The sequence below is a fragment of the Williamsia sp. DF01-3 genome (genome assembly GCF_023051145.1).
Lineage (GTDB): Bacteria > Actinomycetota > Actinomycetes > Mycobacteriales > Mycobacteriaceae > Williamsia.
Genome location: NZ_JALKFS010000005.1, coordinates 4,159,460 through 4,184,801, shown reverse-complemented (window position 1 = coordinate 4,184,801; position 25,342 = coordinate 4,159,460). Strand labels below are relative to the sequence as shown.

General features: G+C 65.6%; 22 protein-coding genes and 2 pseudogenes. 16 read left to right on the top strand and 8 right to left on the bottom strand.

Translation table 11 applies throughout. The annotated features are described in order from the left end of the window. Positions 1-2: 2 nt before the first annotated feature. Positions 3-494 (bottom strand): hypothetical protein, encoded by a 492-nt coding sequence (locus tag MVA47_RS21840; RefSeq protein WP_247209854.1) that lies wholly within the window; start codon positions 492-494, stop codon positions 3-5. Between the two features lie 188 nt (positions 495-682). Further along, the gene (locus MVA47_RS21835) at positions 683-1,318 is read right to left on the bottom strand and encodes a dTMP kinase (protein WP_062798812.1); all 636 of its coding nucleotides are present in this window, start codon (positions 1,316-1,318) and stop codon (positions 683-685) included. Between the two features lie 105 nt (positions 1,319-1,423). Here MVA47_RS21835 and mtrA point away from each other — a divergent pair, with 105 nt between their 5' ends. From mtrA to MVA47_RS21785, 10 genes and pseudogenes are all read left to right on the top strand, one after another. Further along, positions 1,424-2,101 carry an MtrAB system response regulator MtrA gene (mtrA, locus tag MVA47_RS21830; RefSeq protein WP_023955897.1) on the top strand — a complete coding sequence of 226 codons (678 nt, stop codon included), beginning with the start codon at positions 1,424-1,426 and terminating at the stop codon, positions 2,099-2,101. After that, positions 2,098-3,738 (top strand): MtrAB system histidine kinase MtrB, encoded by a 1,641-nt coding sequence (gene mtrB / locus MVA47_RS21825; RefSeq protein WP_023955896.1) that lies wholly within the window; start codon positions 2,098-2,100, stop codon positions 3,736-3,738. Before mtrA ends, mtrB begins: the two co-directional genes overlap by 4 nt. After that, entirely contained in the window at positions 3,731-5,497 is a 1,767-nt protein-coding gene (gene lpqB / locus MVA47_RS21820; RefSeq protein ID WP_247209853.1) for an MtrAB system accessory lipoprotein LpqB, read from the top strand. Before mtrB ends, lpqB begins: the two co-directional genes overlap by 8 nt. Before the next feature lie 93 nt (positions 5,498-5,590). Next, positions 5,591-6,274, top strand: coding sequence for a ComF family protein (locus MVA47_RS21815; RefSeq protein WP_247209852.1), 684 nt, complete (start codon positions 5,591-5,593; stop codon positions 6,272-6,274). Between the two features lie 284 nt (positions 6,275-6,558). Then, positions 6,559-7,341, top strand: coding sequence for a ribosome hibernation-promoting factor, HPF/YfiA family (gene hpf, locus MVA47_RS21810; RefSeq protein WP_030164580.1), 783 nt, complete (start codon positions 6,559-6,561; stop codon positions 7,339-7,341). Between the two features lie 129 nt (positions 7,342-7,470). Then, positions 7,471-10,295: pseudogene (gene secA, locus MVA47_RS21805) on the top strand (preprotein translocase subunit SecA). Positions 10,296-10,544: 249 nt separating this feature from the next. After that, entirely contained in the window at positions 10,545-11,057 is a 513-nt protein-coding gene (locus MVA47_RS21800; RefSeq protein ID WP_247209851.1) for an Rv3235 family protein, read from the top strand. Between the two features lie 111 nt (positions 11,058-11,168). Beyond that, a complete protein-coding gene (locus tag MVA47_RS21795) occupies positions 11,169-12,608 on the top strand; it encodes a wax ester/triacylglycerol synthase family O-acyltransferase (protein WP_308280585.1) in 1,440 nt (479 codons plus the stop codon). A gap of 29 nt (positions 12,609-12,637) precedes the next feature. Next, positions 12,638-13,159: a hypothetical protein gene (locus tag MVA47_RS21790; protein ID WP_247209850.1), complete on the top strand. Its 522-nt coding sequence runs from the start codon at positions 12,638-12,640 to the stop codon at positions 13,157-13,159. A 105-nt stretch (positions 13,160-13,264) separates the two neighbouring features. Then, positions 13,265-14,386 carry a ferredoxin reductase gene (locus MVA47_RS21785; RefSeq protein WP_247211007.1) on the top strand — a complete coding sequence of 374 codons (1,122 nt, stop codon included), beginning with the start codon at positions 13,265-13,267 and terminating at the stop codon, positions 14,384-14,386. A gap of 110 nt (positions 14,387-14,496) precedes the next feature. Here the strand turns inward: MVA47_RS21785 and MVA47_RS21780 are convergent, their stop codons facing one another. Further along, positions 14,497-15,927, bottom strand: a complete 1,431-nt coding sequence (locus MVA47_RS21780; RefSeq protein ID WP_247209849.1) for a DEAD/DEAH box helicase — start codon at positions 15,925-15,927, stop codon at positions 14,497-14,499. A gap of 415 nt (positions 15,928-16,342) precedes the next feature. On the opposite strand from MVA47_RS21780, the gene MVA47_RS21775 reads away from it, so the two are divergent. Both MVA47_RS21775 and MVA47_RS21770 read left to right on the top strand, forming a co-directional pair. Beyond that, positions 16,343-17,644, top strand: a complete 1,302-nt coding sequence (locus tag MVA47_RS21775; protein ID WP_247209848.1) for a fatty acid desaturase — start codon at positions 16,343-16,345, stop codon at positions 17,642-17,644. A 107-nt stretch (positions 17,645-17,751) separates the two neighbouring features. Continuing rightward, on the top strand, positions 17,752-19,005 hold the full coding sequence (locus MVA47_RS21770; protein ID WP_247209847.1) for an acyl-CoA desaturase: 1,254 nt from the start codon (positions 17,752-17,754) through the stop codon (positions 19,003-19,005). On the opposite strand, the pseudogene rsgA reads toward MVA47_RS21770, so the two are convergent. The 3 genes and pseudogenes from rsgA to MVA47_RS21755 all read right to left on the bottom strand — a co-directional run bounded on the left by rsgA (position 19,002) and on the right by MVA47_RS21755 (position 21,975). Beyond that, positions 19,002-19,993 (bottom strand): annotated as a pseudogene (gene rsgA / locus MVA47_RS21765) (ribosome small subunit-dependent GTPase A). The gene MVA47_RS21770 and the pseudogene rsgA sit on opposite strands and share 4 nt — an antisense overlap. Then, a complete protein-coding gene (gene aroA / locus MVA47_RS21760; protein ID WP_247209846.1) occupies positions 19,990-21,252 on the bottom strand; it encodes a 3-phosphoshikimate 1-carboxyvinyltransferase in 1,263 nt (420 codons plus the stop codon). The pseudogene rsgA and the gene aroA overlap by 4 nt, the downstream one beginning before the upstream one ends. Before the next feature lie 120 nt (positions 21,253-21,372). Beyond that, a complete protein-coding gene (locus MVA47_RS21755) occupies positions 21,373-21,975 on the bottom strand; it encodes a hypothetical protein (RefSeq protein ID WP_247209845.1) in 603 nt (200 codons plus the stop codon). A gap of 273 nt (positions 21,976-22,248) precedes the next feature. Between MVA47_RS21755 and MVA47_RS21750 the strand changes: the two genes are divergently transcribed. Next, positions 22,249-22,989, top strand: coding sequence for an SOS response-associated peptidase (locus MVA47_RS21750; RefSeq protein ID WP_247209844.1), 741 nt, complete (start codon positions 22,249-22,251; stop codon positions 22,987-22,989). Positions 22,990-23,036: 47 nt separating this feature from the next. On the opposite strand, the gene MVA47_RS21745 is transcribed toward MVA47_RS21750, so the two are convergent. Further along, on the bottom strand, positions 23,037-23,519 hold the full coding sequence (locus tag MVA47_RS21745; RefSeq protein ID WP_247209843.1) for a YbaK/EbsC family protein: 483 nt from the start codon (positions 23,517-23,519) through the stop codon (positions 23,037-23,039). A 239-nt stretch (positions 23,520-23,758) separates the two neighbouring features. Here MVA47_RS21745 and MVA47_RS21740 point away from each other — a divergent pair, with 239 nt between their 5' ends. After that, on the top strand, positions 23,759-24,418 hold the full coding sequence (locus MVA47_RS21740) for a sigma-70 family RNA polymerase sigma factor (RefSeq protein WP_165842425.1): 660 nt from the start codon (positions 23,759-23,761) through the stop codon (positions 24,416-24,418). After that, positions 24,415-24,738 (top strand): mycothiol system anti-sigma-R factor, encoded by a 324-nt coding sequence (rsrA, locus tag MVA47_RS21735; RefSeq protein ID WP_081906631.1) that lies wholly within the window; start codon positions 24,415-24,417, stop codon positions 24,736-24,738. The genes MVA47_RS21740 and rsrA overlap by 4 nt, the downstream gene beginning before the upstream one ends. Before the next feature lie 128 nt (positions 24,739-24,866). Here rsrA and MVA47_RS27325 read toward each other — a convergent pair whose 3' ends face one another. After that, positions 24,867-24,941, bottom strand: a complete 75-nt coding sequence (locus MVA47_RS27325; RefSeq protein ID WP_369758845.1) for a 50S ribosomal protein bL37 — start codon at positions 24,939-24,941, stop codon at positions 24,867-24,869. A gap of 116 nt (positions 24,942-25,057) precedes the next feature. Here MVA47_RS27325 and MVA47_RS21730 point away from each other — a divergent pair, with 116 nt between their 5' ends. Beyond that, positions 25,058-25,276 (top strand): biotin/lipoyl-binding carrier protein, encoded by a 219-nt coding sequence (locus MVA47_RS21730; RefSeq protein WP_030164534.1) that lies wholly within the window; start codon positions 25,058-25,060, stop codon positions 25,274-25,276. The last annotated feature ends 66 nt before the right edge of the window (positions 25,277-25,342 follow it).

Sequence of the window (25,342 nt, the reverse complement as noted above, 5' to 3'; positions counted from 1 at the left end):
GATCAAAGATAATGGATAGGCGATTCGCTATCGCTTGGTTGGCACATCTTCCAGCCGGTTTGTTCGCGACTGAAGTGTGTGAGTTCGGCAGGTCGGGCGGAGATGGCCCCGTTCGTGGGCCCGGCGATCGCCAGCGTCACGTGTGCAGTTGCCATCTGGTTGTCGCCCGATCCGATGAACTGGATGTCGGCTATGCGGGTGACACGAACGAGCGCTCCCTGCGCAGGCGGCCCGAGGGCCTGGATGATCTGGTGGGCCACGACGCCCTGCTGATCGCAGTACGTGAGCGAGAGCGCGGCCGCGTCGCGGCGGTTGAGTGCGTTGATCTGCTGGTGGACCAGTTCGCGGATCTGGCTCTCGTCGCCGGCCGCGGCCGGTCGCAGCGCAAGAGCGGACCACACCAGCACGATGTTGAGGACCAGGACAATCAGGGCGAGCAGCGCTGCGGTGCGGACGGGTACGTACTGAGTCGGGTGGGGCAGCGTCAGGCTCACGCGCTGACCTCCCTCCACCCGGACCGTCCCTCGCGGGTGCTCCTCGAGGACGACCTCAGGTCTCTGGTCGAGAGGCTAGTGATGCGACGGTGTACGGCAGCGGACATAACGGCTGTCGTTGCAGTGTCTTGACCGAGTTGTGATCGCTGGCCGGCACTTGGCTATCGCGCAACCGGGGGAGGTTGTCGCTAGATGGCGATCAACCGGTCCGCGAGCTCTGGATCTGCCTCGGTGCCGAGGCGCGACCACGGGGACATCCATCCCATCTCGGCGAGCGCGCGGTAGACGAGTCCGGTGCGCTCCTGGAGCTCGTGGTCGCGCTCGTAATGGTCGCGCAGGCGTGAGGCATCCAGCTCGGCGCGCGACTTGGCCCTGCCGATTGCGACATCGGTCGGAACGTCGAGCAGCAGATGGTGATCGGGCACCGGCAGTCCGAACCTGCTGAACTCCAGAGTCGTCACCCACTGAACCACTTCACCATCGGCGTCCTGCCCCAAACGGGCTGCGCTGTACGCGGCGTTCGACGCCACGTAGCGGTCGAGGATCACGGCGTCGTTGGCAGCTAACAACTTTCGCAGATACTCCGCGGCGTCGCGGCGATCGAGGGCGAACAAAATCGCCATCGCGTGCACGCTCGAACGCAGATCGCCGTGCTCTCCGTGTAGTGCCTCGGCGGCGATGTCGGCGGTGACGGACTCGCTGTACCTCGGGAACGTCAACGTCTGCACCCGATAACCCTGTGTGGCCCAACGGTTGACGAGTCCGGTGACCAACGTGTGTTTGCCGGCGCCGTCGAGACCTTCCACCGCTATCAATACGCCCACTCCTGCAGGGTAGCCGCGTTCGGCGGCCAAACGCCGCAGCCCGGTGGGATGGGCCGGTCGGCGCGTCAACCACAAATAAGGGCCATTCGGTGACACGATGAGACGATGAAACCCAGGATTCTGGTTGTCGATGATGATGCGGCATTGGCGGAGATGCTCACCATCGTGCTGCGCGGAGAGGGCTTCGAGCCCTTCGTGGTCGGCGACGGCACTCAGGCGCTCACGGCGGTCCGCGAGATCCGGCCGGATCTGGTGTTGCTGGACCTGATGTTGCCTGGGATGAACGGGATCGACGTGTGCCGGGTGCTCCGGGCGGACTCGGGAGTCCCGATCGTGATGCTGACCGCCAAGTCCGACACCGTCGACGTGGTCCTCGGGCTCGAATCCGGTGCCGACGACTACATGATCAAGCCGTTCAAACCCAAGGAACTGGTTGCCCGAGTGCGTGCCCGCCTACGCCGCACGGAAGACGAACCGGCCGAATTGCTGTCGATCGGCCCGGTCGAGATCGACGTTCCCGCGCACAAGGTGACGCGTGAGGGCGTGCCCATCTCGCTGACCCCGCTGGAGTTCGATCTCCTGGTGGCGCTCGCTCGCAAACCCCGTCAGGTGTTCACCCGGGACGTGCTTCTCGAACAGGTGTGGGGCTACCGGCACCCGGCCGACACTAGGCTGGTCAACGTGCACGTACAGCGCCTGCGGGCCAAGGTCGAACACGATCCGGAAAACCCAGAAGTGGTTCTCACGGTGAGGGGGGTCGGCTACAAGGCCGGACCACCGTGATCGGACGCCCTCGGCGCCGCATCAATGGTTCGTTCGGGCCGTGGATGCGTCGGGTGGGCGCGGTCGGAAGGATCGTCGGACAGCTGTGGCGGCGATCGCTGCAGCTGCGTGTTGTCGTGTCCACCCTCGCTCTGTCGTTTGTGGTGCTCCTCATCCTGGCGTTTGTCCTGACCAGTCAGATCACCGATCGGCTGCTCGACCTCAAGTTGCAGGCGGCCACCGAAGAACTCGACCGCACCCGGGTCGCCGTGGAACGCGATCTCTCCGGCGCCGATCCGAACACCTCACTGGTCAACCGGCTGCGCCAGACCCGGTCGATCCTCACCGACCGCGATGTCGACTCGGGCGATTCATCGGGTGTGGTGGGTACCTTCGACACGGTGTTGCTCGCACCAGGCTCCGGACCCACTGAACCGACAGGCGTCGGACCGGTGGGGGAGATCCCGGAGAACCTGCGCCAGATGGTGCAGGGCGGCCAGATCGCCTACCGATACTCGTCGGTGACGGGGTCGAGTGGGCACCAGAGTCCCGCGCTGATCATCGGCAGCCCCACGAACTCCGACATCCCCGGCCTCGAGCTGTATCTGGTCTTCCCGCTCACCAATGAGGAGAACACCGTCTCGCTGGTGCGGGGCACGATCTTCACCGGTGGAATCGTTCTGCTCGGGCTCCTCGCGGCCATCGCGATCCTGGTGTCGCGGCAGGTGGTGATCCCGGTTCGATCGGCGTCGAGGATCGCGGTCAGATTCGCGGACGGACGCCTCAAAGAACGCATGCCGGTGCGCGGCGAGGACGACATGGCCCGGTTGGCGATGTCGTTCAACGACATGGCCGAGAGCCTGTCGAAGCAGATCACCCACCTCGAAGAGTTCGGCGGTCTGCAGCGGCAGTTCACCTCGGATGTCTCCCATGAACTGCGCACCCCGTTGACCACCGTGCGGATGGCCGCCGACGTGCTCTACGAGAGTCGCGAACAGCTCGAGCCGGTCCTCAAGCGTTCGGTGGAACTGCTGGACAAAGAGCTCGATCGATTCGAGACGTTGCTCAGTGAGTTGCTCGAGATCTCCCGCCACGACGCCGGTGTGGCGGAACTCGCCGCCGACAGGCTGAACATGTCGATCCCGATCGATGCCGCCGTGAGGACGGTGCAGCATCTTGCCGACGAGACGGACACCGAACTCATCCTCGATCTCCCCGACGAACCCGTGATCGCGGAGATCGACCCACGAAGAGTGGAACGTATTCTGCGAAATCTGTTGGCCAACGCCATCGACCACGGCGAACAGCGGCCGGTGACGCTGACGATGCGCAGCGACGGCGATGCGGTCGCCGTAACGGTACGAGACCAGGGGATCGGTCTACGGCCCGGTGAAGAGAAGTTGGTGTTCAACCGATTCTGGCGGTCTGACCCCTCGCGGTTCCGGAGGTCGGGCGGCACCGGCCTGGGATTGGCCATCAGCGTCGAAGATGCCCGGCTGCACCAGGGCCGGCTCGAGGCCTGGGGAGAGCCGGGGCAGGGCGCCTGCTTCAGGCTCACGCTCCCGCTGGTCCGTGGACACAAGGTGCTCGGCAGTCCGCTGCCGCTCAAGCCGCCGTCGATGCGACGCAGCCGGGATTCGGGGCAGACCCATGTATGAGCGATCGAGGGCCCTACGGACCGGGATAGTACTGGCGGTGTTCATCGCGGCCGCGGCCCTGCTGTCGTCGTGTGTGTCGATCCCGAACAACTCCAGTCCGCAGCCCCTGGGGTCGCTCGAACGGCATCAGCCCACCCGCAACGTCCCCACACCGCGCCCGGACATGGACCCCGAGGCCTTGGTCCGCGACTTCCTGAAGGCGTCGGTGCAGCCGGGATCGGGCCATCTCGCGGCACGTCAGTTCCTCACGCAAGAGGCGTCGAATTCCTGGGACGACCAGGGCGGGGCACTGCTGCTCGACGAGATCAACGTGCTCAGCGACAACCGCACCGACGACACCATCACGGTGCGGGTGAACGGCGAGAACACGGGTGAACTACAGCCCAGTGGCCAACTGATCCCGAGCTCGGGACGGATCGAGACCCGATTGTCGCTGCGCAAGGTGGACGGGCAGTGGCGCATCGACGGTCCGCTCCCGGTCGGGGTGGTGATGGACCGCGAACAGTTCGAGTCGTCGTACCGGCCGCACGTGCTCTATTACCCGAGCACCGACGACCAGCACCTGGTGGCCGATCCCCGGTGGATGTACTCCGGCGGCGATCAGCTCGCCGACCAGCTCATCGGGCTGTTGATCGCCGGACCGGTCGACGACCTACGAGGCGCCGTCACCAACGAATTCCCGGCCCGGTCGTCGCTGCACGGCTCGATCGAGTCGCTGCCGACGGGCGGGATCCGACTCGATCTCGCCGGGCTCAACGGTGTGGGTGACGCCGAACGTAATCGGCTTGCGGCACAAATCATCTGGACGCTCAGCGAGTCCGACATCACCGGGCCGTACGTGATCGACGCCGACGGCGCACCGCTCGACGAACGTCACTCGGGCGGATGGCAGACCAGCGATGTGGAGTCGCTTGATCCCAGCCCGGCACCGGACTCACCCATGGGGCTGCACATCGTCCGCGGCGGGTCGTTGTCGCTGGTGGCCGACAACGCGGTCACACCGGTGCCCGGGGCGCTCGGGTCGACGCGCAGTCTGCTGTCGGCCGACATCTCGGCCAACGGCAGGCGGGTGGCGGTGGTGTCGCAGAATACGGCGCCGGGTCCGGCGCCGCGCCTGGCGCTCGCGGTCGGGGACTACGGCGCCGCTGTCACCCCGGTACTCGAAGGGGAGATGATCACCCGGCCGTCGTTCGCCGGTGACGACCAGACGATGTGGGCAGTTGTGGACGAAACCCGGGTCACGCAGGTGACCCAGGGTGCCGGTGGTGGGCAGATCACCGAGACGGAGGTCGACTCGTCGGCCATCAGGGCGGTGGCCCAGGGGCCGATCACCGAACTGCAGGTCTCGCAGGACGGTGCCAGAGCCGCGATGATCGTGAACGGTCAGGTGGTGCTCGCCGTCATCGAGGACCGCGCCGACGGCAGGCCGGTGCTCACGAACGCGCAGGGCGCGGCGGCGCTCAACATCTCGGGGGCGGTGTCGCTCGATTGGTTGAGCAGCGAGATGCTCGTGATCGCGAGGAATGCTTCCGACGGTCCGGTGGTGCAGTTGCGGATCGACGGCACCCCACCTGGGGCGCTGCCGAGCGGCAACCTCAGTCCGCCGGTGACCGCGGTGGTGGCAGGCCAATCGACCATCTACGCCGCGGACAGTCGCGGAGTGCTCAGGCTCGGTAGCACCAACGATGAACCCGACCAGTACTGGAGTGAGGTCACCCCGACGATGGGGTCGGGCGCAATCCCCGTCCTGCCGCACTGAGCCCTGCTGTGGAGAACCATCGGGCTGTGGACAGCCGCAGCTGACTCACTCGACGCCCGCTGTGCGAGTGGTTGTCGACGCGATGATGGCGGCATGGTCAGACGTGTGGTCGATGCCCTCGCCGACCTTGTGGTGCCGCGACTGTGTGGCGGCTGTGGACGTCCTGGTCTGAACTGGTGTGCGCAGTGCGCATGCCTTCTCTCCGACGCACCGACAGCTGTGCAGACCCGCGTCCCACTCGCGGTGCCGGTTTATGCCGTTGGTCCCTACACCGGGCCGCGCCGCCGGGCGATCCTCGAATTCAAGGAACACGGCCGCGTCGATCTCGCCGCGCCGCTGGGACGGGCGCTCGCCGACGCACTCCGGATCCTCGATGGTTGGTCGGAGTTGCCGTTGGCCACGAGCCTGGTCCTCATCCCGGCTCCGACGAGGAAGCTCTCGGCACGTCGGCGCGGTGGCGATCCTGTGACCGCGGTCTGTCGGTCCGCCGCGGCGCACCTGGGGTCGGCGGTGGTGGTCCTCCCGGTCCTGACGACGTCGCCGTGGGCCCGGGATTCGGCCGGGCTGTCGGCGTCTGCTCGCAGCGCGAACCTGGCCGGCGCGATAGGCATCGGCGGGCGTGGCCTCCGGGAGGTCGCGACCGCGCGGGCCGGCGACACCGCCGTCGTCTTGGTGGATGACGTGTTGACCACCGGAGCGACGGCGGCCGAATCGATCAGGGTTCTCGATCGAGCAGGAATCGGCGTACATCTGGTGCTGGTGATCGCAGCAGTGTGAAGGGGTTTTCGGTGCGTGTCATCCGTTGGCGCCGAGGGTGTTTCGTGGCGCAGTGGTAGGGGTTCTGAAGTCGGGCGGCGTGCCGTGGGAGGTGAACACCTGTTGACGAAACTGTGGCGAACACCTGCCGGGCGGACTAACGTCAGGGGTGCGATCTGATTGCCAGACCCAAAGGCCACCGACGGTGGCGACGGGGGAGGTGATGCCGAACATTCAGACCGGTACCAGGTCGCTTACGGCCGCGGTACCGGAAGTCCTGTTCACCGATCCAGGAGGTATCGCAAGTGACGACAAGTGTCGGCAGGAATGCCGTTTCCGAATCCAGCGTCGACAAGCAAGCGAGTGTCGACCCCGAAGCCGCAGGTGCCCCCGAATCCGCCGCGCATGATCCGTTTGATCCCGGCATATACATACGAACAGAATCCTCCGACGCGCCATCGCGACCTGATGCCGAAGTCCAGGTCAGTGGCCGCAACGTCGAGATCCCCGACCACTTCCGCATCCATGTGATGGACAAACTCTCCCGGGTGGAACGTTTCGATCCCACGATCTTCCGCTTCGACGTTGAACTGCACCACGAACGCAACCGGCGTCAGTCGAAGATCTGTCAACGACTCGAGATCACCGCACGCGGCAAGGGCCCCGTGGTTCGAGGTGAAGCCTGCGCCGACAACTTCTACGCCGCCCTGGACGCAGCGCTCACCAAGCTGCAATCCCGTCTGCGTCGCACCAAGGATCGGCGCAAGGTCCACCACGGTCTCCGCACTCCGATCTCCGTTGCCGAAGCCACCGCCGCTGCTGATCCGCTCCTGAACGGCAATGCGCCCGCACCGGCCGGCGAGGTCGACGACGACCGATGGGCCGACCACAGTCCCGAGGCCGCGGGCCCGGGTCAGATCGTCCGGATCAAGGAGCACGACGCGGTCCCGATGACCGTGGATGACGCGCTCTACGAGATGGAACTGGTCGGCCACGACTTCTTTTTGTTCCATGACAAGGAAACCGACAAACCCACGGTTGTGTACCGGCGCCATGCGTTCGATTACGGATTGATCCGTCTGTCCTGACCATCGAGAGGCACCTGATCTGCCTCGCGTGACCGCGATGGCGCTGACCGTGGCTACCATGGAATCCGACCTGCTCCGAATCTGCAGGTCGGATTTCGTGTGTAGTCAATTGGATCGAGGATAAAACCAGTGCTCAACAAGCTGCTGCGCGTCGGCGAAGGCCGGATGGTCAAACGCCTGGATGCCATCGCTTCGCATGTGGAGACGCTCGACAACGAGACCGAGGCGCTGACCGACGAGCAGCTGCGGGCCAAGACCGACGAGTTCAAGGAGCGTTACGCCGGTGGCGAGGCGCTCGACGATCTCTTGCCGGAGGCGTTCGCAGTCGCCCGGGAGGCCGCCTGGCGGGTGCTCTCGCAGAAACACTTCCACGTTCAGATCATGGGCGGCGCCGCCCTACATTTTGGCAACATCGCCGAGATGAAGACCGGTGAGGGCAAGACCCTCACCTGTGTGCTGCCCGCCTATCTCAATGCGTTGGCCGGCGACGGCGTGCACGTGGTGACCGTCAACGACTACCTCGCCAAGCGTGACTCTGAGTGGATGGGCCGCGTGCACCGCTTCCTAGGGCTCGAGACGGCCGTCATCCTGACCGGGATGACGTCTGATCAGCGCCGCGAGGCCTACAACGCCGACATCACCTACGGAACCAACAACGAGTTCGGTTTCGACTATCTCCGCGACAACATGGCGCACTCGCTGAACGACCTGGTGCAGCGCGGCCATCCGTTCGCCATCGTCGACGAGGTCGACTCGATCCTCATCGACGAGGCCAGGACGCCGCTGATCATCTCCGGTCCCGCCGACTCGTCGAGCAAGTGGTACGCCGAGTTCGCCCGCATCGCGCCGCTGCTCAAGAAGGACGTGCACTACGAGGTCGACATCCGTAAGCGCACCATCGGTGTGCACGAAGAGGGCGTCGAGTTCGTCGAGGACCAGCTGGGGATCGACAACCTGTACGAGGCGGCCAACTCGCCTCTGGTGAGCTACCTGAACAACGCGCTCAAGGTCAAAGAACTCTTCGAGCGTGACAAGGACTACATCGTCCGTAACGGTGAGGTCCTGATCGTCGACGAGTTCACCGGCCGCGTGCTCGAGGGCCGGCGTTTCAACGAAGGCCTGCACCAGGCGATCGAGGCCAAAGAGCGGGTGGAGATCAAGGCCGAGAACCAGACCCTGGCCACGATCACCCTGCAGAACTACTTCCGCATGTACGACAAGTTGTCGGGTATGACGGGTACGGCGCAGACCGAGGCCGCCGAGCTCGACCAGATCTACAAACTCGGTGTGCTGCCGATCCCGACGAACAAGCCGATGGTGCGCGTGGATCAGACGGACCTGATCTACAAGACCGAGGAGGCCAATTCGATGCGGTGGTCGACGACATCCTCGAGCGTCACCAGAAGGGCCAGCCGGTCCTGATCGGTACCACCAGCGTCGAACGGTCCGAGTACCTCGCCCGGCAGCTCAAGAAGCGCGGCGTTCCGCACAACGTGCTCAACGCCAAGTTCCATGAACAGGAAGCCCAGATCATCGCCGAGGCCGGTCGCAGCGGTGCGGTCACCGTGGCGACCAACATGGCCGGCCGTGGCACCGACGTCGTGCTCGGCGGCAACCCCGACATCCTGGCCGACATCCGCCTGCGCAAGGCGGGGCTGGATCCGGTGGACACTCCCGAGGAGTACGAGGCCGCGTGGGACGAGATGATCGAGCTCGTCAAGAGCGAGGTCGCCGACGACGCGGAGACGGTCAGGCAGGCCGGCGGGCTTTACGTACTGGGTACCGAGCGGCACGAGTCCCGCCGTATCGATGACCAGCTCCGTGGTCGTTCGGGTCGCCAGGGCGATCCCGGCGAATCCCGTTTCTACCTGTCGCTCGGCGACGAGCTGATGCGCCGATTCAACGGCGCAGCCCTCGAGGCGATCATGAACCGGGTCAACCTGCCGGACGACGTGCCCATCGAGGCCAAGATGGTCACCAAGGCCATCCGCAGCGCACAGACACAGGTCGAACAGCAGAACTTCGAGGTCCGTAAAAACGTCCTCAAGTACGACGAGGTGATGAACCAGCAGCGCAAGGTGATCTACGCCGAGCGTCGCACCATCCTCGAGGGCGAAGACCACCGCGAGCAGGTCCAGCGGATGATCGACGACGTCGTGGGCGCCTATGTCGATGCCGCCACGGCTGAGGGTTATGTCGAGGACTGGGACTTCGAGCAGCTGTGGACCGCGATCAAGACGCTCTACCCGATCGAGATCGACTACAAGGAACTGGTCGAGGAGAACGAGTTCGGCGAGCGCAAGGAGATCAGCGCGCAGGAACTGCGGGACATGCTGATCGCCGACGCCCATGCTGCGTACGAGAAGCGTGAGAAGGAGATCGAGTCGATCGCCGGCGAGAACGCGATGCGCCAGCTCGAGCGGACCATCCTGCTCAGTGTCCTCGACCGCAAGTGGCGTGACCACCTCTACGAGATGGACTACCTGCGTGAAGGTATCCACCTGCGCTCGATGGCGCAGCGTGACCCCGTGGTCGAGTACCAGCGCGAGGGTTACGACATGTTCACCGGCATGCTCGAAGGCCTCAAAGAGGAGTCGATCGGCTTCCTGTTCAACGTGGCTGTCGAGGCGACACCTGCGCAACCGGCGGCCGCGGTTGCACCAGCTGCGCCCGCCGCGCCTGCTGCCCCCACGCCGCCGGCCCCCTTGCCGACCGAACAGCCGGCCCCGGCACGTACGCCTGCTCCGGCAGCATTGCGCGCCAAAGGGATCGACGACTCGGCCGATACCGCGCTGACGTACAGCGGTCCGTCGGAGACCGGCGGCACCGCAGTCCGCCAGACCGGTTCGTCGAACGGTCAGGCGTCCGGTACCCGCAAGGAGCGGCGCGCTGCCGCACGTGCAGGCACCAAGACAGGCGGGCCCAAGCCGGCCAAATCGCGCAAGAAGCGGTGACACCGGCGGCGATCTGAGGTCGCCGTCATCGTCACCTCTCGGGACAAAGGAACCCGGATACCGCAGGGCACGTCGTACTGCTGGTATCCGGGTTCCCTGGTTTACCGGGCCGGCCACCAGTGCCGGTCGTGTGCCGATGGGTCCGGGGGGACCATGACAACAACAACGCTTGGGCCGGCCACGGAGCTCGGCCCGATCTCAGAATCGAGCTCACCCGCACAAGAGGGTCCGTTCGCATGTGCTCGGCCGATGGGAGAGTCCCATTCGTCCGCCGCGGAGGTCGTGAATGGCGCACTTCTACGGGTGACTGCCGCACCTCGATACGAACCGGAACCGGTTGATCCGAGTCAGCCGCGGGTGATCACACTCGGCCGGTCGGCTCCGCTCCGTCGATCTCCGGTACCCGTGGTGCCCGACGGTGTGGACCTCGAGATGCGGCAATTCGCCATCGGGGCAATCAAACTCGTGCTCGAGGTGATGAATCGTCGCCGTCCCGTGACGCAGTTGTCGGCAGTGGCGATCCCGCATATCGCCGACCAGTTCCGCACGCTGCTGTCCTCGGGAACCGACCGGGGTGGCCCGCCTGCGGCGTTGCTGCGCCTGCATACGCAGAGCATCCGGCCAGACGTCGCCGAGATCACCGTCGTCTACGGACGGGGCGGCAGAGTTTTCGCGATGGGCGCCCGTGTGGAGCGCCGCCGGGTGGTGATGCGCGCAGCCGAACCGGGGGAGCACGCCGGCGAACGCAGCGCTGTCTCCTGACGGCGGTGACCGTCGGATGATCGGCGACCATGCGCTCGCCTGCCACGACGCCGCAACGCCGGCGTGGCGGACAGGTGGGCCCGTTCGGCCACCGACGGCTAGCATCGAACTGTGAATCGGCTGTCGCCCCAGGACTCGATGTACTACTACCTCGATGAGCGCGGCACCACCACGCAGGTCGGATCACTCCTGATCCTGGAACGTCGCCCTGGGGGACTGGACTACGCAAGTCTGCTGACCACGGTGGAGTGCCGGCTCCAACTGGTACCGCGATACCGCCAGAAGATCCGCGAGGTCACGCTGGGGCTGGCGCGCCCGGTGTGGGTCGACGACCGCGAGTTCGACATCACCTATCACGTGCGACGCTCGGCTCTGCCGAGTCCCGGTGCCGATGATCAGTTGCACGACCTCGTCGCGCGCCTGATGTCGCGACCGCTCGAGCGCAGCCGGCCGCTGTGGGAGATGTACCTCGTGGAGGGTCTGGCGGACGATCGGATGGCCATCCTCACCAAGACCCACCGGGCGCTGGTCGACGGGCATGAAGCGTTGGAGATCAACCAGGTCATCGTCGACGACACCCGTGAACCCGCCCAGATGCCCGAGGATCTCTGGCTTCCCGACCGCGAGCCGAGCAGTGGCGAGCTGGTGGTCGGAGCGATCACCGACGTCATCACCCGACCTTGGGAGATGGTCGACCAGGTGCGGGCCGCCACCAACCAGGTGACCTGGTTGGGCCAGGCCGTCACGGCGACGGCGCGCAGGGTGGAGACGGTGATGAAGATGGCGGCCAGTACTGCGCCCGCGAGTCCACTCAACGGTGCGACGGCGCCCACCCGTCGTTTCACGGTCGCCTCGTTCGCGGTCGAGGACTGCGTGGACATCGCCGAGCGGTACAGCTGCCAACCCAACGACGTGATCCTCGCTGCCATCGCGGGGGCCATCCGGCGGTGGCTGCTCTCCCGTGAGCAGGCTGTCGACCAGGTCGAGACCATCCGAGCGATGGTCCCGCTCTCGGCGTATCCGGTCGACAACGACGCGGCGGAGTCCGACGCCGAGATCGATGCCCGCGGCCTGGCCACATCGGCCGAATGGATGGCAGGCGGTCTGCATGGGTTCGTCACGGATCTTCCTGTGGGAGAGCCGAACCCGGCCGTTCGGCTCTCGCAGGTCGCGCAGCTGGCCGAACGGCACTCGCAGTCGGGCCGACGGGGATCGGTGGGCGTGGAACCCTGGATACCCGAGATCGGGCCGGCAACCTTCCACGTGATGAGCGCGCGCGCGACAGCCTCGCTGTCGCGCCGGTCGTTCAATCTGCCCATCACGATCGCCAGGGGTCCGAGGACCGCGCAATACCTCGGGGGCAACGAGATCCTGGCGATCCACCCGGTTCCGGTCCTGGTGCGCAACCGTGCGCTGGCCGTCGGCCTCACGTCGTACAACGGCCGGATCTACTTCGGCCTCAATGCCGATCGCGGCGTGATGTGGGATCTCGGCGCCATGACGGAGTACCTCACCGACTCGTTCGACGAACTGCTCTCCGGCGCGCGCTGAGCCCGTGCCGGTCCCTCGAGAAAGGTCACATGAGAATCTATTTGCCCGCCACGTTGTCGATGCTGTTCGAACTCAACCAGTCCGGTGAGTTCCGGCCGGTCGGCGGTACGGCATTCGCGCTGACCCCGGCGCTGCGAGAGTCGTATCACGACGGTGACGACGAGGAACTCGCCGAAGCGGCCATCCGTGAGGCAGCCAGGGCGTCGCTGCGGTTGCTGGCAGCAGAGGACGACGATCGGTCCGACGAAGACGGACAGGCCCAGCTACCCGCCAGGCGTGTGGTGATCGCCGCCGACGTCGACGAGGTGACATTGCGGCCCGACCTCGACGTGGCAGTGATCAAGGTGCCACCGGTGGTGGACCGCTCGGCGATCGCGTCTGTCCTCATCGACGGTGGTGAAGCCGAGGACAAGGTGGTCCGGGCTGCCGGGTTGGTGGACTCGGCCGACCTCGGCGACGAGGACTCCGAGCTGGCGATCGGCGATGTCGAAGATTTCGACCTGGGTTGGTATGCAACGCAAGAGCTTCCGTTCCTGCTGGAGCTGCTCTAGGCGCGCTCGCGCCGACCTCCCTGTGCGCCCGTTCGACGCGTAACCTACGGTTGCGTAAGTTAGCGCCCGAGAATTGACGGCGGCAGTCGAATGGAGGCACTTCAGATGGGTTGGCGAGAACGTTTCGAGGCACCGGTGCGGGGCATCGCCAGCAGCAACCGGGCGGCCAACACCGTCCGAGCGGTGGCGGCAAGGATCACCACCCCGTTGTTGCCGGACGACTATCTGCACCTCGCGAACCCACTGTGGTCAGCGCGTGAGCTGCGCGGCAAGATCGTGGAGGTCCGGCCGGAGACGCCGGACTCGGCCACCATCGTCATCAAGCCGGGCTGGGGATTCTCGTTCAACTACCTTCCTGGGCAGTACATGGGGATCGGGGTGCTCGTCGAGGGTCGCTGGACCTGGCGTTCGTATTCTCTGACGTCGGTGCCGCAGACCTCGGGCGGTGCCCGAAGCCGGGTGGTCACGATCACCGTCAAGGCGATGGCCGAGGGTTTCCTCTCCGGGCACCTGGTTCGGGGCCTGGCGCCGGGCACTGTGGTCCGGCTCGCGCCACCCCAGGGTGAGTTCGTCCTTCCCGCCGACCTGCCCGAGAAGCTGCTGTTCGTGACCGCCGGCAGCGGCATCACCCCGATCATGTCGATGCTGCGCACGATGGAGTCGCGCCACCAGCACACCGATGTGCGGCTGATCCATTCCGTGCCGACGGCGGATGACCTGATGTTCGGCCCCGAACTCGAATCGATGCGGGCGAGCGGACTGCTCGGCGCCCATATCCAGTTCACCCGCAGCGAGGGCAAGGTGGACATCGAGCGTCTCGACGATCTGTGCCCGGATTGGGCGTCCCGCCAGACCTGGGCCTGCGGTCCGGCCGCTCTGCTGGATTCGCTGACCCACAAGTGGACCCAGGCGGGTCTGCGGGACCACCTGCACATCGAGCGGTTCGCGTTGGAGCGTGGCGAGGTCGGTGCCGAGGGTGGCACGGTGACGTTTTCTCGCACCGGTAAGACGGCGACCGTGGACGGTGCCACCACACTGATGACGGCCGGTGAGGATGCGGGCGTGCAGATGCCGTTCGGCTGTCGAATGGGTATCTGCCAGAGCTGTGTGGTGATGCTCGAAAAGGGTTGCGTGCGAGATCTGCGCAGCGGCGCCGAGCACGTAGAGGGAGAACGAGTTCAGACCTGCGTCAGCGTCGCGGCGGGGGATTGCACCCTCGAGGTCTGACCCGTAGAACGCACACCGACCCCCGATGATGTGCTGTTCTGGCGGAACTCACCTGGAGGTTTGTTCGCCAGAAGGGCACATCATCGGGGGTCGGGAAGTGCGGTGAGCCTCTAGCGCGCGGACCCGGTCCGGCTGGAGGTGCTGGTGCGACGGCTGCCGCCCTGGCCGGTGTGGCCGCGGGTGCGGCCGTTCTCTGCGCGGCCACCCTCGGACCGTGCGCTCTGTCCACGGCCACGACCCTCATACGGCGCGGAGCCGTTGGCGGTGGGGCGAGGACGACGTGATCCGGCCGAGCGGCTGCCCGGCGCCTTGGCGGTCCGGTTCGGCACGTTGCTCACGGCAGGCGGCGCAACCAGGTCGGCCGGTTCGCCGACGAGGGTCTTGAGCTGCTCGGAATCGGCGGTCACCCGGATCGGGGTGGCCTTGATCGCCGCCTTGCGCAGCAATTGCGACATGTCGCGACGCTGTTCAGGAAGGGTCAGGGTCACCACGTCGCCGGCACTGCCTGCGCGAGCCGTACGGCCCGAACGGTGGAGGTATGCCTTGTGCTCGGTGGGCGGATCCACGTGCACAACCAATTCGACGTCGTCCACGTGCACGCCGCGTGCCGCGACGTCGGTGGCGACGAGCACACGGGCCTTACCGCTGGAGAAGGCGAGCAGGTTGCGGTCACGAGCACCCTGCGACAGGTTGCCGTGAAGGTCGACGCTGGGAATGCCGGCGTCGGTCAGCTGTTTGGCGAGCTTGCGGGCCTGATGCTTGGTGCGCATGAACAGGATCCGGCGACCACGCCCTGAGGCGAGTGCGAAGACGACGCCCTTCTTGGAGTCCTGCCCGGAGACCTCGAAGATGTGGTGGGTCATCGCGGATACGTGCGAGGTGGCCTCGTCGACCGAGTGCATGACCGGCTGGTTCAGGAAACGCTTGACCAGCTTGTCGACACCGTTGTCGAGGGTGGCCGAGAACAGCAGTCGCTGTCCGCCCTCGGGGGTGGCGGTGAGGATGCGGGTGACGCCGGGGAGGAAACCGAGGTCGGCCATGTGGTCGGCCTCGTCGAGGATGGAGATTTCGACGCGGTCCAGACGGACCAGACGCTGGCGCATGAGGTCTTCGAGGCGGCCCGGGCAGGCCACGACGATGTCCACTCCGGCGCGCAACGCGGAGGCCTGACGACCCTGCGGTACGCCACCGAAAATGGTCGTCACGGTGAGTCCGAGGGCCGAGGCCATCGGCTGCACGACAGCGGTGATCTGGGTCGCCAGTTCGCGGGTGGGCGCCAGGATCAGTCCGCGGGGGCGGCCGGCTCCTGCGGGGCTTCCCGCAGACAGACGGGCGACCAGCGGAATGGCGAAAGCGAGGGTCTTGCCACTACCCGTCTTTCCGCGACCGAGTACGTCGCGACCGGAGAGACTGTCGGGCAGCGTGTCGGCCTGGATGGGGAACGGGGCGGTGATGCCGCCGGCGGTGAGCACCTTGACCAGGCGCGGGGGAACGCCGAGGTCGGCGAAAGTCGTTGAGGCAGGACTGGATACAGAAGTCATCAAAAGATCACGTTTTCCGTGTTACGCGGTGCTCCGAGCTCGATTCACCGCTGGTTGGCGCGACTGCCGCTGATCAGGGCCGAATATCTCGGCCACCATTCGGTGGGCAGTAACGATCGCCGTGTGAAAGCTCGGTGGGGTTGATCAACTCGCACATGTTGCGCATCGAATCTCTTCGGGTGCGACGGTGCGAGGAAGCAGTTCCACGACGGTTCCGCGCATATGGCGCGGAGTACCCGTCAACTATAGCCCGCCATCGCCGCGTTCCGGGTATTTGCGCCTGCGTGACCTGAGTCTCACCGCACTGGACAGCCTCGGGATCGGAACCTACGATTGCGTAAGTTACGTTCCCGTAGGTTGCTCTCTCGATCCGGTTCGGCCTCCCCCAATCTTCGAGAAGAGAGGTATGACCCAGATGGCAATAGCTGACATCCCCGAGTACGCCCACCTGACCGACGCCGATGTCGAAGCGCTCGGCGCGGAACTCGATGCGATCCGTCGCGACATCGAATCCGTCCGTGGCGAGAAGGACGCCAAGTACCTCCGCAACACCATTCGTTTCCAGCGCGGCATGGAGCTGACGGGCCGCGCGCTGCTGTTCGGCGCCCGCGATCGCAAGCTGTGGGCACTCGGTGCCGGCGCCCTGGGCGTCTCCAAGATCGTCGAGAACATGGAACTCGGCCACAACGTGATGCACGGTCAATGGGACTGGATGAACGATCCGGAAGTGCACTCGACCAGTTGGGAATGGGACAACACCGGTCCATCCGCCCACTGGAAGCACACGCACAACTTCATCCACCACAAGTACACAAACGTGCTGGGGATGGACGACGATGTGGGCTACGGATTGATCCGTGTGACCCGGGATCAGCGGTGGAAGCCGTTCAACCTGGGCAACCTGGCCTACAACACGCTCCTCATGCTGTTCTTCCAGTACGGCGTCGCCGTCCAGCACCTCGAACTCGGCCGTGTCGCCGCGGGCAAACACCCCAACCCCGACGAGTTCAAGAAGGACCTCAAAGACGTCGGCATCAAGGTGGGCCGGCAGATCAGCAAGGACTACGTCGTGTACCCGGCGCTGGCCGGCGCGGCCAACCGCTCGTGGACGAGCTGGGGACGGGCGATGACCGCCACGCTCGCCGGCAACACCATCCGCAACATCTGGACCAACGCAGTGATCTTCTGCGGTCACTTTCCCGATGGGGCAGAGAAGTTCACCAAGCAGGACATGGAGAACGAGACCCAGGCGCAGTGGTACTTGCGGCAGATGCTGGGCAGCGCCAACTTCCATGCGGGCAAACCCCTCGCCTTCATGAGCGGCAATCTCTGCTACCAGATCGAGCACCACCTGTTCCCCGATCTGCCGAGCAACCGGCTCGCGGAGATCTCCGTACGGGTTCGCGAACTGTGCGAGAAGTACGACCTGCCGTACACCACGGGCCCGTTCCTGGTGCAGTACGCGAAGTCCTGGCGCACCATCGCCAAACTGTCGCTACCGAACAAGTACCTCAAGGCGACCACCGACGACGCACCTGAAACGGCGTCCGAACGACGCTTCAAGTCGCATCCCGAGCAGCGACTCGTCGCCGAGATCGACCCGGCTACAGGCCGCCGCCGTGGATTGCGCAGTGCGATCAACAGTCTTCGCGGTCGCCGTTCACCGGTGATCTCCATCCGTAAACGCACTCAGACCGACGGCGTCAGGGCTGCCTGAACGTACCGGGTCGCCCCCGACAACCCCGGCGTGGACAATGGTGGAACACCACCAGTCCACGCCGGCTTCATCCGGTGGACAACGCCGACAAGGAGTTACAAGGCGCGATGGCAATCACTGACATCAACGCGTATGCGCATCTGACCGAAGCCGACGTCGAGGCACTCGGCAACGAGCTCGATGCACTGCGACGCGAGATCGAATCCGACCGCGGCGAGCGCGATGCCAAGTATCTGCGGCGCACCATCGCCGCACAGCGATTCCTGGAGGTCGGCGGTCGGCTGGCACTGCTGGGAAGCCGCAACCGGCTGCTGTGGCTCGGCGGAACGGCCATGCTCTCGGTCGCCAAGATCATCGAGAACATGGAACTCGGCCACAATGTCATGCACGGCCAATGGGATTGGATGAACGACCCGGAGGTGCACTCCACGTCGTGGGAGTGGGACATGGTGTGCGCTTCGACCCACTGGAAGCACTCGCACAACTACATCCATCACAAGTACACGAATGTTGTCGGCATGGATCACGACGTGGGCTACCGGGTGCTGCGAGTGACGCGCGACGAACCTTGGCAGTGGAAGCACCTGCCCCAACCGTTCATCAACCTGTTCCTCGCTGCCACCTTCGAGTGGGGAATCGGTCTGCACGACTTGGAGATCCGCGAGTACCTGGCGGGGAACAAGCCGAAAGAGATTGCGGTCCCGCAGATCAAGGACTTCTCGAAGAAGGTCGCCAAGCAGCTGGCCAAGGACTATGTGATCTTCCCGCTGCTGTCGGGCAAGGCTGCTCGTCGTACCCTCACCGCCAATCTGACGGCCAACCTGGTTCGTAACTTCTGGGCGTACCTTGTCATCTTCTGTGGTCACTTCCCCGATGGCGCCGAGAAGTTCAACGAGGAAACGTTGATCGACGAGACGCACGGCCAGTGGTACCTGCGGCAGATGCTCGGCACCGCCAATTTCAATGCCGGCCCGGCGATGGCGTTCATGAGCGGCAATCTCTGCTACCAGATCGAACACCACCTCTTTCCTGATCTGCCGTCGAATCGCTACGCGGAGATCGGTGTCCGGATCCGCGAGCTGTGCGAGAAGTACGACCTGCCGTACACCACGGGGTCGTTGCCGAATCAGTACTGGTTGACGTTCCGGACCATCTGCAAGCTGGCGCTGCCCGACGGTCTACTCGTCGACACCGCCGACGATGCTCCGGAAACCGCCTCCGAGAAGAAGTTCGCCGGCCTGCGTGGCGCCGCTGCTGTCAGTGGTCGACGGCTCGCCGCCGACAAGCGGGAAGGCCTCAAAACCGCTCTCGCCGAGGCGCGTTCACGGCGCAGGGCCCGCGCAAAGCAGTTACGCGCCTAGTCCCAGTGGTTGGCCACGCTCAACGCGGCCAGCAGTTCGCGCACAGCCATGGCGCGGCGGTGGTGCTGGCCCTCGAGCGCGTCCAGAGCGCATTCGGGGTCCGCGGGCGGACCGAGGTGGGTGCAACCACGGGGACAGGCCTCGATGGCGACGGCCAGGTCGTCGAAGGCCTTGATGACGTCCTCCGGGCCGATGTGGGCGAGCCCGAACGAGCGGATGCCGGGAGTGTCGACCACCCATCCGCCGCCAGGCAACGGCAGTACCACCGACTGTGTCGAGGTGTGCCGCCCTTGCCCACACCTGACACCACCGCGGTTGCGCGGTATGCGTCGGGAACCAGTCTGTTCACGAGCGTGGATTTGCCGACGCCGCTGTGCCCGATCAAGGCGGTCAGCTTGCCCTGCAACAGTTCCTGCGCGGGTTCGATGGGATCGTCCCGCCCGGCGATCAGAACCGGCAGGTCGAGGTCGGCGAACGCCGCCCGAAAGGATTCGGGGTCGGCCAGGTCCCCTTTGGTCAGGCACAGTACCGGGGTGAGGCCGCCGACATAGGCTGCGGCCAGGGCTCGTTCGACGAATCCGGTACGTGGCGGTGGGTCGGCGAGGGCGGTGACGATCAGCAGTTGCTCGGCGTTGGCCACCACGATGCGCTCGTACGGATCGGTGTCATCGGCCGTGCGCCGCAACACAGTTCGTCGCGGTGCCACCCGGACGATGCGCGCCAGGGTGTCCGCTTTGCCGGACAGGTCGCCCACCACCGAGACGTCGTCACCGACCACGATGGGGGTGCGGCCGAGTTCGCGGGCGCGCATGCAGACAACTCTGGTGTCGGGGTCGTCGACGAGTACGCATCCCCACCGTCCGCGATCCACGGAGACCACCATGGCCGTCTCGGCATCCTCATGTGTCGGACGGGTTTTGGTGCGTGGCCGAGTGCCCCGGCCCGGGCGTACCCGGACATCGGTCTCGTCGTACTGCCGCTTGCTCAAGCGTTGATCATCCTCGCCCACATCGCCGGGAAGTCGGGGAGTGTCTTGGCGGTGGTGCCGATGTCGTCCACCGAGACGCCCTCGGTGACCAGACCGACAAGAGCGCCCGCGGTGGCCATCCGGTGATCGGCGTACGCACGCCAGGTCCCGCCGTGCAGGGTCCTGGGCTCGATGACAAGACCGTCGGGGGTTTCGCTGCACCGCCCACCCAGCCGGTTGATCTCGGCGGTCAATGCCGCGAGGCGGTCGGTCTCATGGCCCCGCAGATGGGCGATGCCGGAGAGTGTCGAAGGTCCTTCCGCGAGGGCGCACAGTGCGGCGACCGTCGGGGTCAGTTCGCCGACGGCGCTCATGTCCCATGAGATACCCTGCAGCGCAGTGGGTCCGGTGATCGAGAGAACGCCGTCTCGGTTCTGGCTGCGGCATCCCATCGCCTCGAGGATCTGGACGATCACCGCGCCTGGCTGGGTGGTCGTCACCGGCCACCGGGGAACTGAGATCGTGCCGCCGGTGGCGGCAGCGGCGGCGAGGAAGGCCGCGGCGTTCGACAGGTCGGGCTCGATCTGCCAATCGACGGCGCGGACCGTGGCCGGCGCCACATGCCAACGGTTCGCGGTCGAGACGTCCACCGCGACACCGGCTGTGGCCAGCATGTCGATCGTCATCGTGATGTGGGGGGTCGACGGGACGGGGTCACCGACGTGGAGGATCGTGAGTCCGTTGTCGAAGCGGGCCGCACTGAGCAGCAGGCCCGAGACGAACTGCGAGGACGCCGACGCGTCGATGGTCACCTCGCCCCCGCGGACCGAACCGGTCGCGGTGATGGTGAACGGGAGGGAATCGTCCGCGACCTGGACGCCGATGTCGCGGAGTGCCCCGAGGATGGTGTGCAGCGGCCGGCTGCGGGCCTGTTCGTCACCGTCGAACTCCACGACGCCGTCCGCCTGGGCAGCCAGCGGAGGAACAAACCGCATGACCGTGCCGGCCAGCCCACAATCGACCTTTCCGCTGTGCATGGGCGCGGGGGTGATGGTGACGGTGGCGGGATCGTCGGGATCGATGTCGACCCCGACACCGAGCTCGGCCAGCGCATCGAGCATCAGGTCGCTGTCACGGCTGCGGAGTGTGCCGGTCAGTGTCGACGGACCGTCGGCCTGCGCCGCCAGCACCAGTGCCCGGTTGGTGATCGACTTGCTGCCGGGGAGGGTGACAACGGCGTCGACGGGCGCGGGAGCGTGAGGGGCGTTCCATGCATTCACCCAGACAGTCTTTCATGCCTTCGCAGCAGGTCCGATGGTCCGAGGCGACCTCGGGGCGCCGTCGGCCGAAGGTGGTCTGCCGAATAGCTGACAAGACGGGAATTTGTGGCTGTTCGCCCGCTATGTTCTTTCCATGAACCTTCGCCCAACTCGCCCCGCCGCGCTCGTCGCACTATGTGCCGCAGCCGTTTTGACCCTCTCGGCGTGCTCCGACGACTCGTCGGACAGTGCGGATCCGTCCGCGAGCGCGCAAACGTCCTCGAGTTCGGAGCCCACGGCCGCCGAACTCGACGCCCGTGCCGAAGACCTGATGCTGCCCGAGTCGGAGTTCCCTGGCGGCGGCACATATGTGGTCATGGACAAAGCCGCGATCGAAGCCGACAACGAGTCCGATCCCGAGGTCACTCCTGCAGGCTGCGCCAACATCGCCGATGAGACCGACGCCAGCAAGCAATTCGACCGGGCGAAGGTGAAGTACGACCTCGAAGACGGCAGCACCATCGAAACCCAGGTCATCCTCGGGCAGGACGGTTCCTTCGAGGAGCTGGAGAACGACATCGCGTCTTGCCCTGCGATGACCATGCGCGACGACCTCCCGGATGGTTCACAGCTGGTCGCCGAGATGGAGAACTCGCTCGAGGACCCCCAGGGCACCACTGTCCCGGCGAAGACCGTGGTGAGCACCGGCACCGCGACCGTGGGTGCCGACACGTTGCCGCTCACCATCCGGTCCACCGGGGCCTACGTCGACGGTGTCACCGTGAGCGTCGACGTGACGCTCATCGGAGAGGACGCCGGCACTGGGGCAGCGCCGACGAGGCGGCAGTGGTGGACCTACTCAACAAGCAGATCGCCATCGTTCAGGACGCAGCCAACGCCTGATACCGACCGAACCGGCGCCCTCTCGACCTGTCGAGGGGGCGCTGGTTTTTGTGCGCCCGTACCGGGCATGCGTCGGTGCCGCGGTCAGCGCTCCCGCGGGGGGATAATGGCCGTATGTGTGGGCGATACGCCACGACGGCGAGTACATCAGATCTGGTTGCCGCATTCGACGCCGCTCTGGCCGCCGAGGACGCGGTCAAACTCGACAATCCGTCCTACAACGTGGCCCCGACGACGACGGTCCCGACCGTTCTCGAACGGGCGGAGCGATCTGAGTCGGTCCATGTCACCGATGGCGAGCCCGCCGTGCAGCGACAGTTGCGGGCGCTGCGCTGGGGACTGGTGCCGAGTTGGGCCAAGGACCCGTCCATCGGCAGTCGGATGATCAACGCGCGATCGGAGACGCTGACCGAGAAGCCTTCTTTCAAACGGGCCGCCGCGAAACGCCGTTGCATCTTGCCGGCGGCCGGCTTCTTCGAGTGGACCAAGGGCGAGGACGGCAAGAAGCTGCCGTTCTTCCTGCACGACCCCGACACCCCCATCCTCGGTTTCGCGGGACTCTACGAACTGTGGCCCGACCCGGGCAAGGCCAAGGATGATCCGGACCGTTGGTTGTGGACCACCACGGTGATCACCCGTCCCGCGGCGGATGCGCTGGGCCACATCCACGACCGCACGCCGGTCATCGTGACCCCGGACATGCGCGACGACTGGCTGGATTGCTCGAGCGGCAAGGTCGATGTGGCCCGAGACCTGCTGGAGGCCCTGCCCGAGCCGCATTTGGTGCCGTACCGGGTGTCCACCGACGTGAACAACGTCCGCAACAATCGTGCGGATCTGATCCAGCCGCTCTGAGGGTCCGCGCAGCTCGGTTTCTCAGCGGTTCAACAGTCGCGGCGCCTTCAGGTGGTGATGTCTGCGACGACGGCGTCGGTGACGGCGATCAGGTCGGCGGGGGACAGCTCGATCTCGAGCCCGCGTTTGCCCGCACTGCAGAACACCACAGGCCACAGCTCGGCCGTCTCGTCGACGACGGTGGGCAGCGGCCTGCGCTGACCGATCGGTGACACCCCGCCCAGGACGTAGCCGGTGACCCGCATGACGTCCTTCGGCTCGGCCATCGCTGCTTTGCCTCCGAGCCCCAGGGCGGCCGCGGCAGCCTTGAGCGAGAGCCGCGTGGGAACGGGGATGACCGCCACGGCCAGCGCGCCGGCCACATCGAACACCAGTGTCTTGAAGATCTGGTCGGGTTCGGCGCCCACCGCGTCGGTCATGAACGTGACGGCCTCAGGACCCCAGGCCCCCTCCGAACTCGCCGAATATTTGTGAACGCGGTGGTCGATGCCTGCCGTCTGCAGGGCCAGCAATGCCGAAGTCGCTGCCATGGGGATCCATTGTCCTGCCCGAGACGGGTGTTCGGTCCGGCCACCCCGTTGTCGTGACGAGAGTGCCCTGAGAGTCACTGATAAAGCCCAGGGTGGGCGAAACCTGACGTCTTCCGGAACAAGGTGCGCGGTGATGGTGTTCTTTACTGCGAAGGAGGTGTGGTGTGCACAGCAACTCAGCAGATACCGGGTCGGTAGGCTTGCTCGACAGACCTGATTTTCCCGCAGGTCTCGAAGGGATTGTCGTGACCGAAGCCGAAACACCGGAAGAGCACCCAGAGACCCCGGAAGAGCAGTACGCGCGATTCGAGCGCGACGCTCTGCCGTTGCTCGATCAGATGTATGGGGCCGCGCTGCGGATGACCCGTAATCCGGCCGATGCCGAAGATCTGGTGCAGGAAACGTATGTGAAGGCGTTCACCGCGTTCAAGTCGTTCCGCGCCGGGACCAACCTGAAGGCGTGGCTGTACCGGATTCTCACCAACACGTATATCAACGGCTATCGCAAGAAGCAGCGACAGCCCGCGCAGTACCCGACCGACGAGATCACCGACTGGCAGCTGGCGGCCACCGCCGAGCACACGTCGGCAGGTCTGCGGTCGGCCGAGATCGAGGCGCTGGACGCCCTCCCGGACGACGACATCAAGGCAGCTCTGCAGGAGCTGCCCGAGGACTTCCGGATGGCCGTGTACTACGCGGACGTCGAAGGGCTGCCCTACAAGGAGATCGCCGAGATCATGGACACCCCGATCGGGACCGTGATGTCGCGATTGCACCGGGGCCGTAAGCAATTGCGCGACCTGCTCGGCGACGTTGCTCGCGAGCGAGGATTCAACAGAGGAACTGGCGGCCGATCGGCCGGTGGCCGCAAGGGTCACGAACAGGAGGTTGCCGGATGAGTACCGGGAATGCAGGCGATGGAGTGGGACGCGACGCGCGTGCCGACGAGGCCATCGACGAAAACGACCGGCTCGACTGTTCGGCGGTGATCGCCGATGTCTGGCTGCTGCTCGACAACGAGTGCGACCAGAACGCGCGGGCGCGGCTGCAGACGCACATCGATTCGTGCGCGCCATGCCTCGAGCACTACGGCATCGAGAAGCAGCTCAAGAGTCTGGTGAGCCGCAAATGCGGTGGGGATCAGGCGCCAGAAGGCCTACGCGAACGCCTGACCCTGGAGATCCGCAAGACGGTCATCGTCCGCGAGACCCGCGGGTAGCTCCTCCACACACGGCCCCACAAGCAAACGATCCACTTATCTGAAGACAGTCCGCCGTGCAAGCGGATCGTCCTCGGATAAGTGGATCGATTGTTGTTTCGGGCACTCTTCGATGAAGCGCCCAACGCTCAGGCGTTGGGGCGCTTACCGTGGTTGGCCGCGTTCTTCTTGCGGGCCCGCTTCTTACGTCCACGTTTTCCCATGACAGTCTCCTTTCGACAGCGCTCCATTGTGACACGAAGGGGGTCGCCGCCGAGAATCGCGGACGGTCTTCGTGCGATAGGTTGATACCGCAGAACCATCAACTTGGGAGGACGGCATGGCAGAAGAGGTCGTGGCAGAGATTGTGGCGAGCGTTCTCGAAGTGGTCGTCACCCCTGGTCAGGCGGTGGAAGCCGGTGACACCATCGTCCTCTTGGAGTCGATGAAAATGGAGATCCCGGTACTCGCCGAAGAGGCGGGCACGGTGACCGAGGTCAAGGTCAATGTCGGCGACGTGATCCAGGCCGGGCACCTCATCGCGGTCATCGACAACTGACTGCCGATCTCGCGGTCGTGATGTCGACCAACACTGACGTGCGCCCCGCTCACACTCCGACCAAGC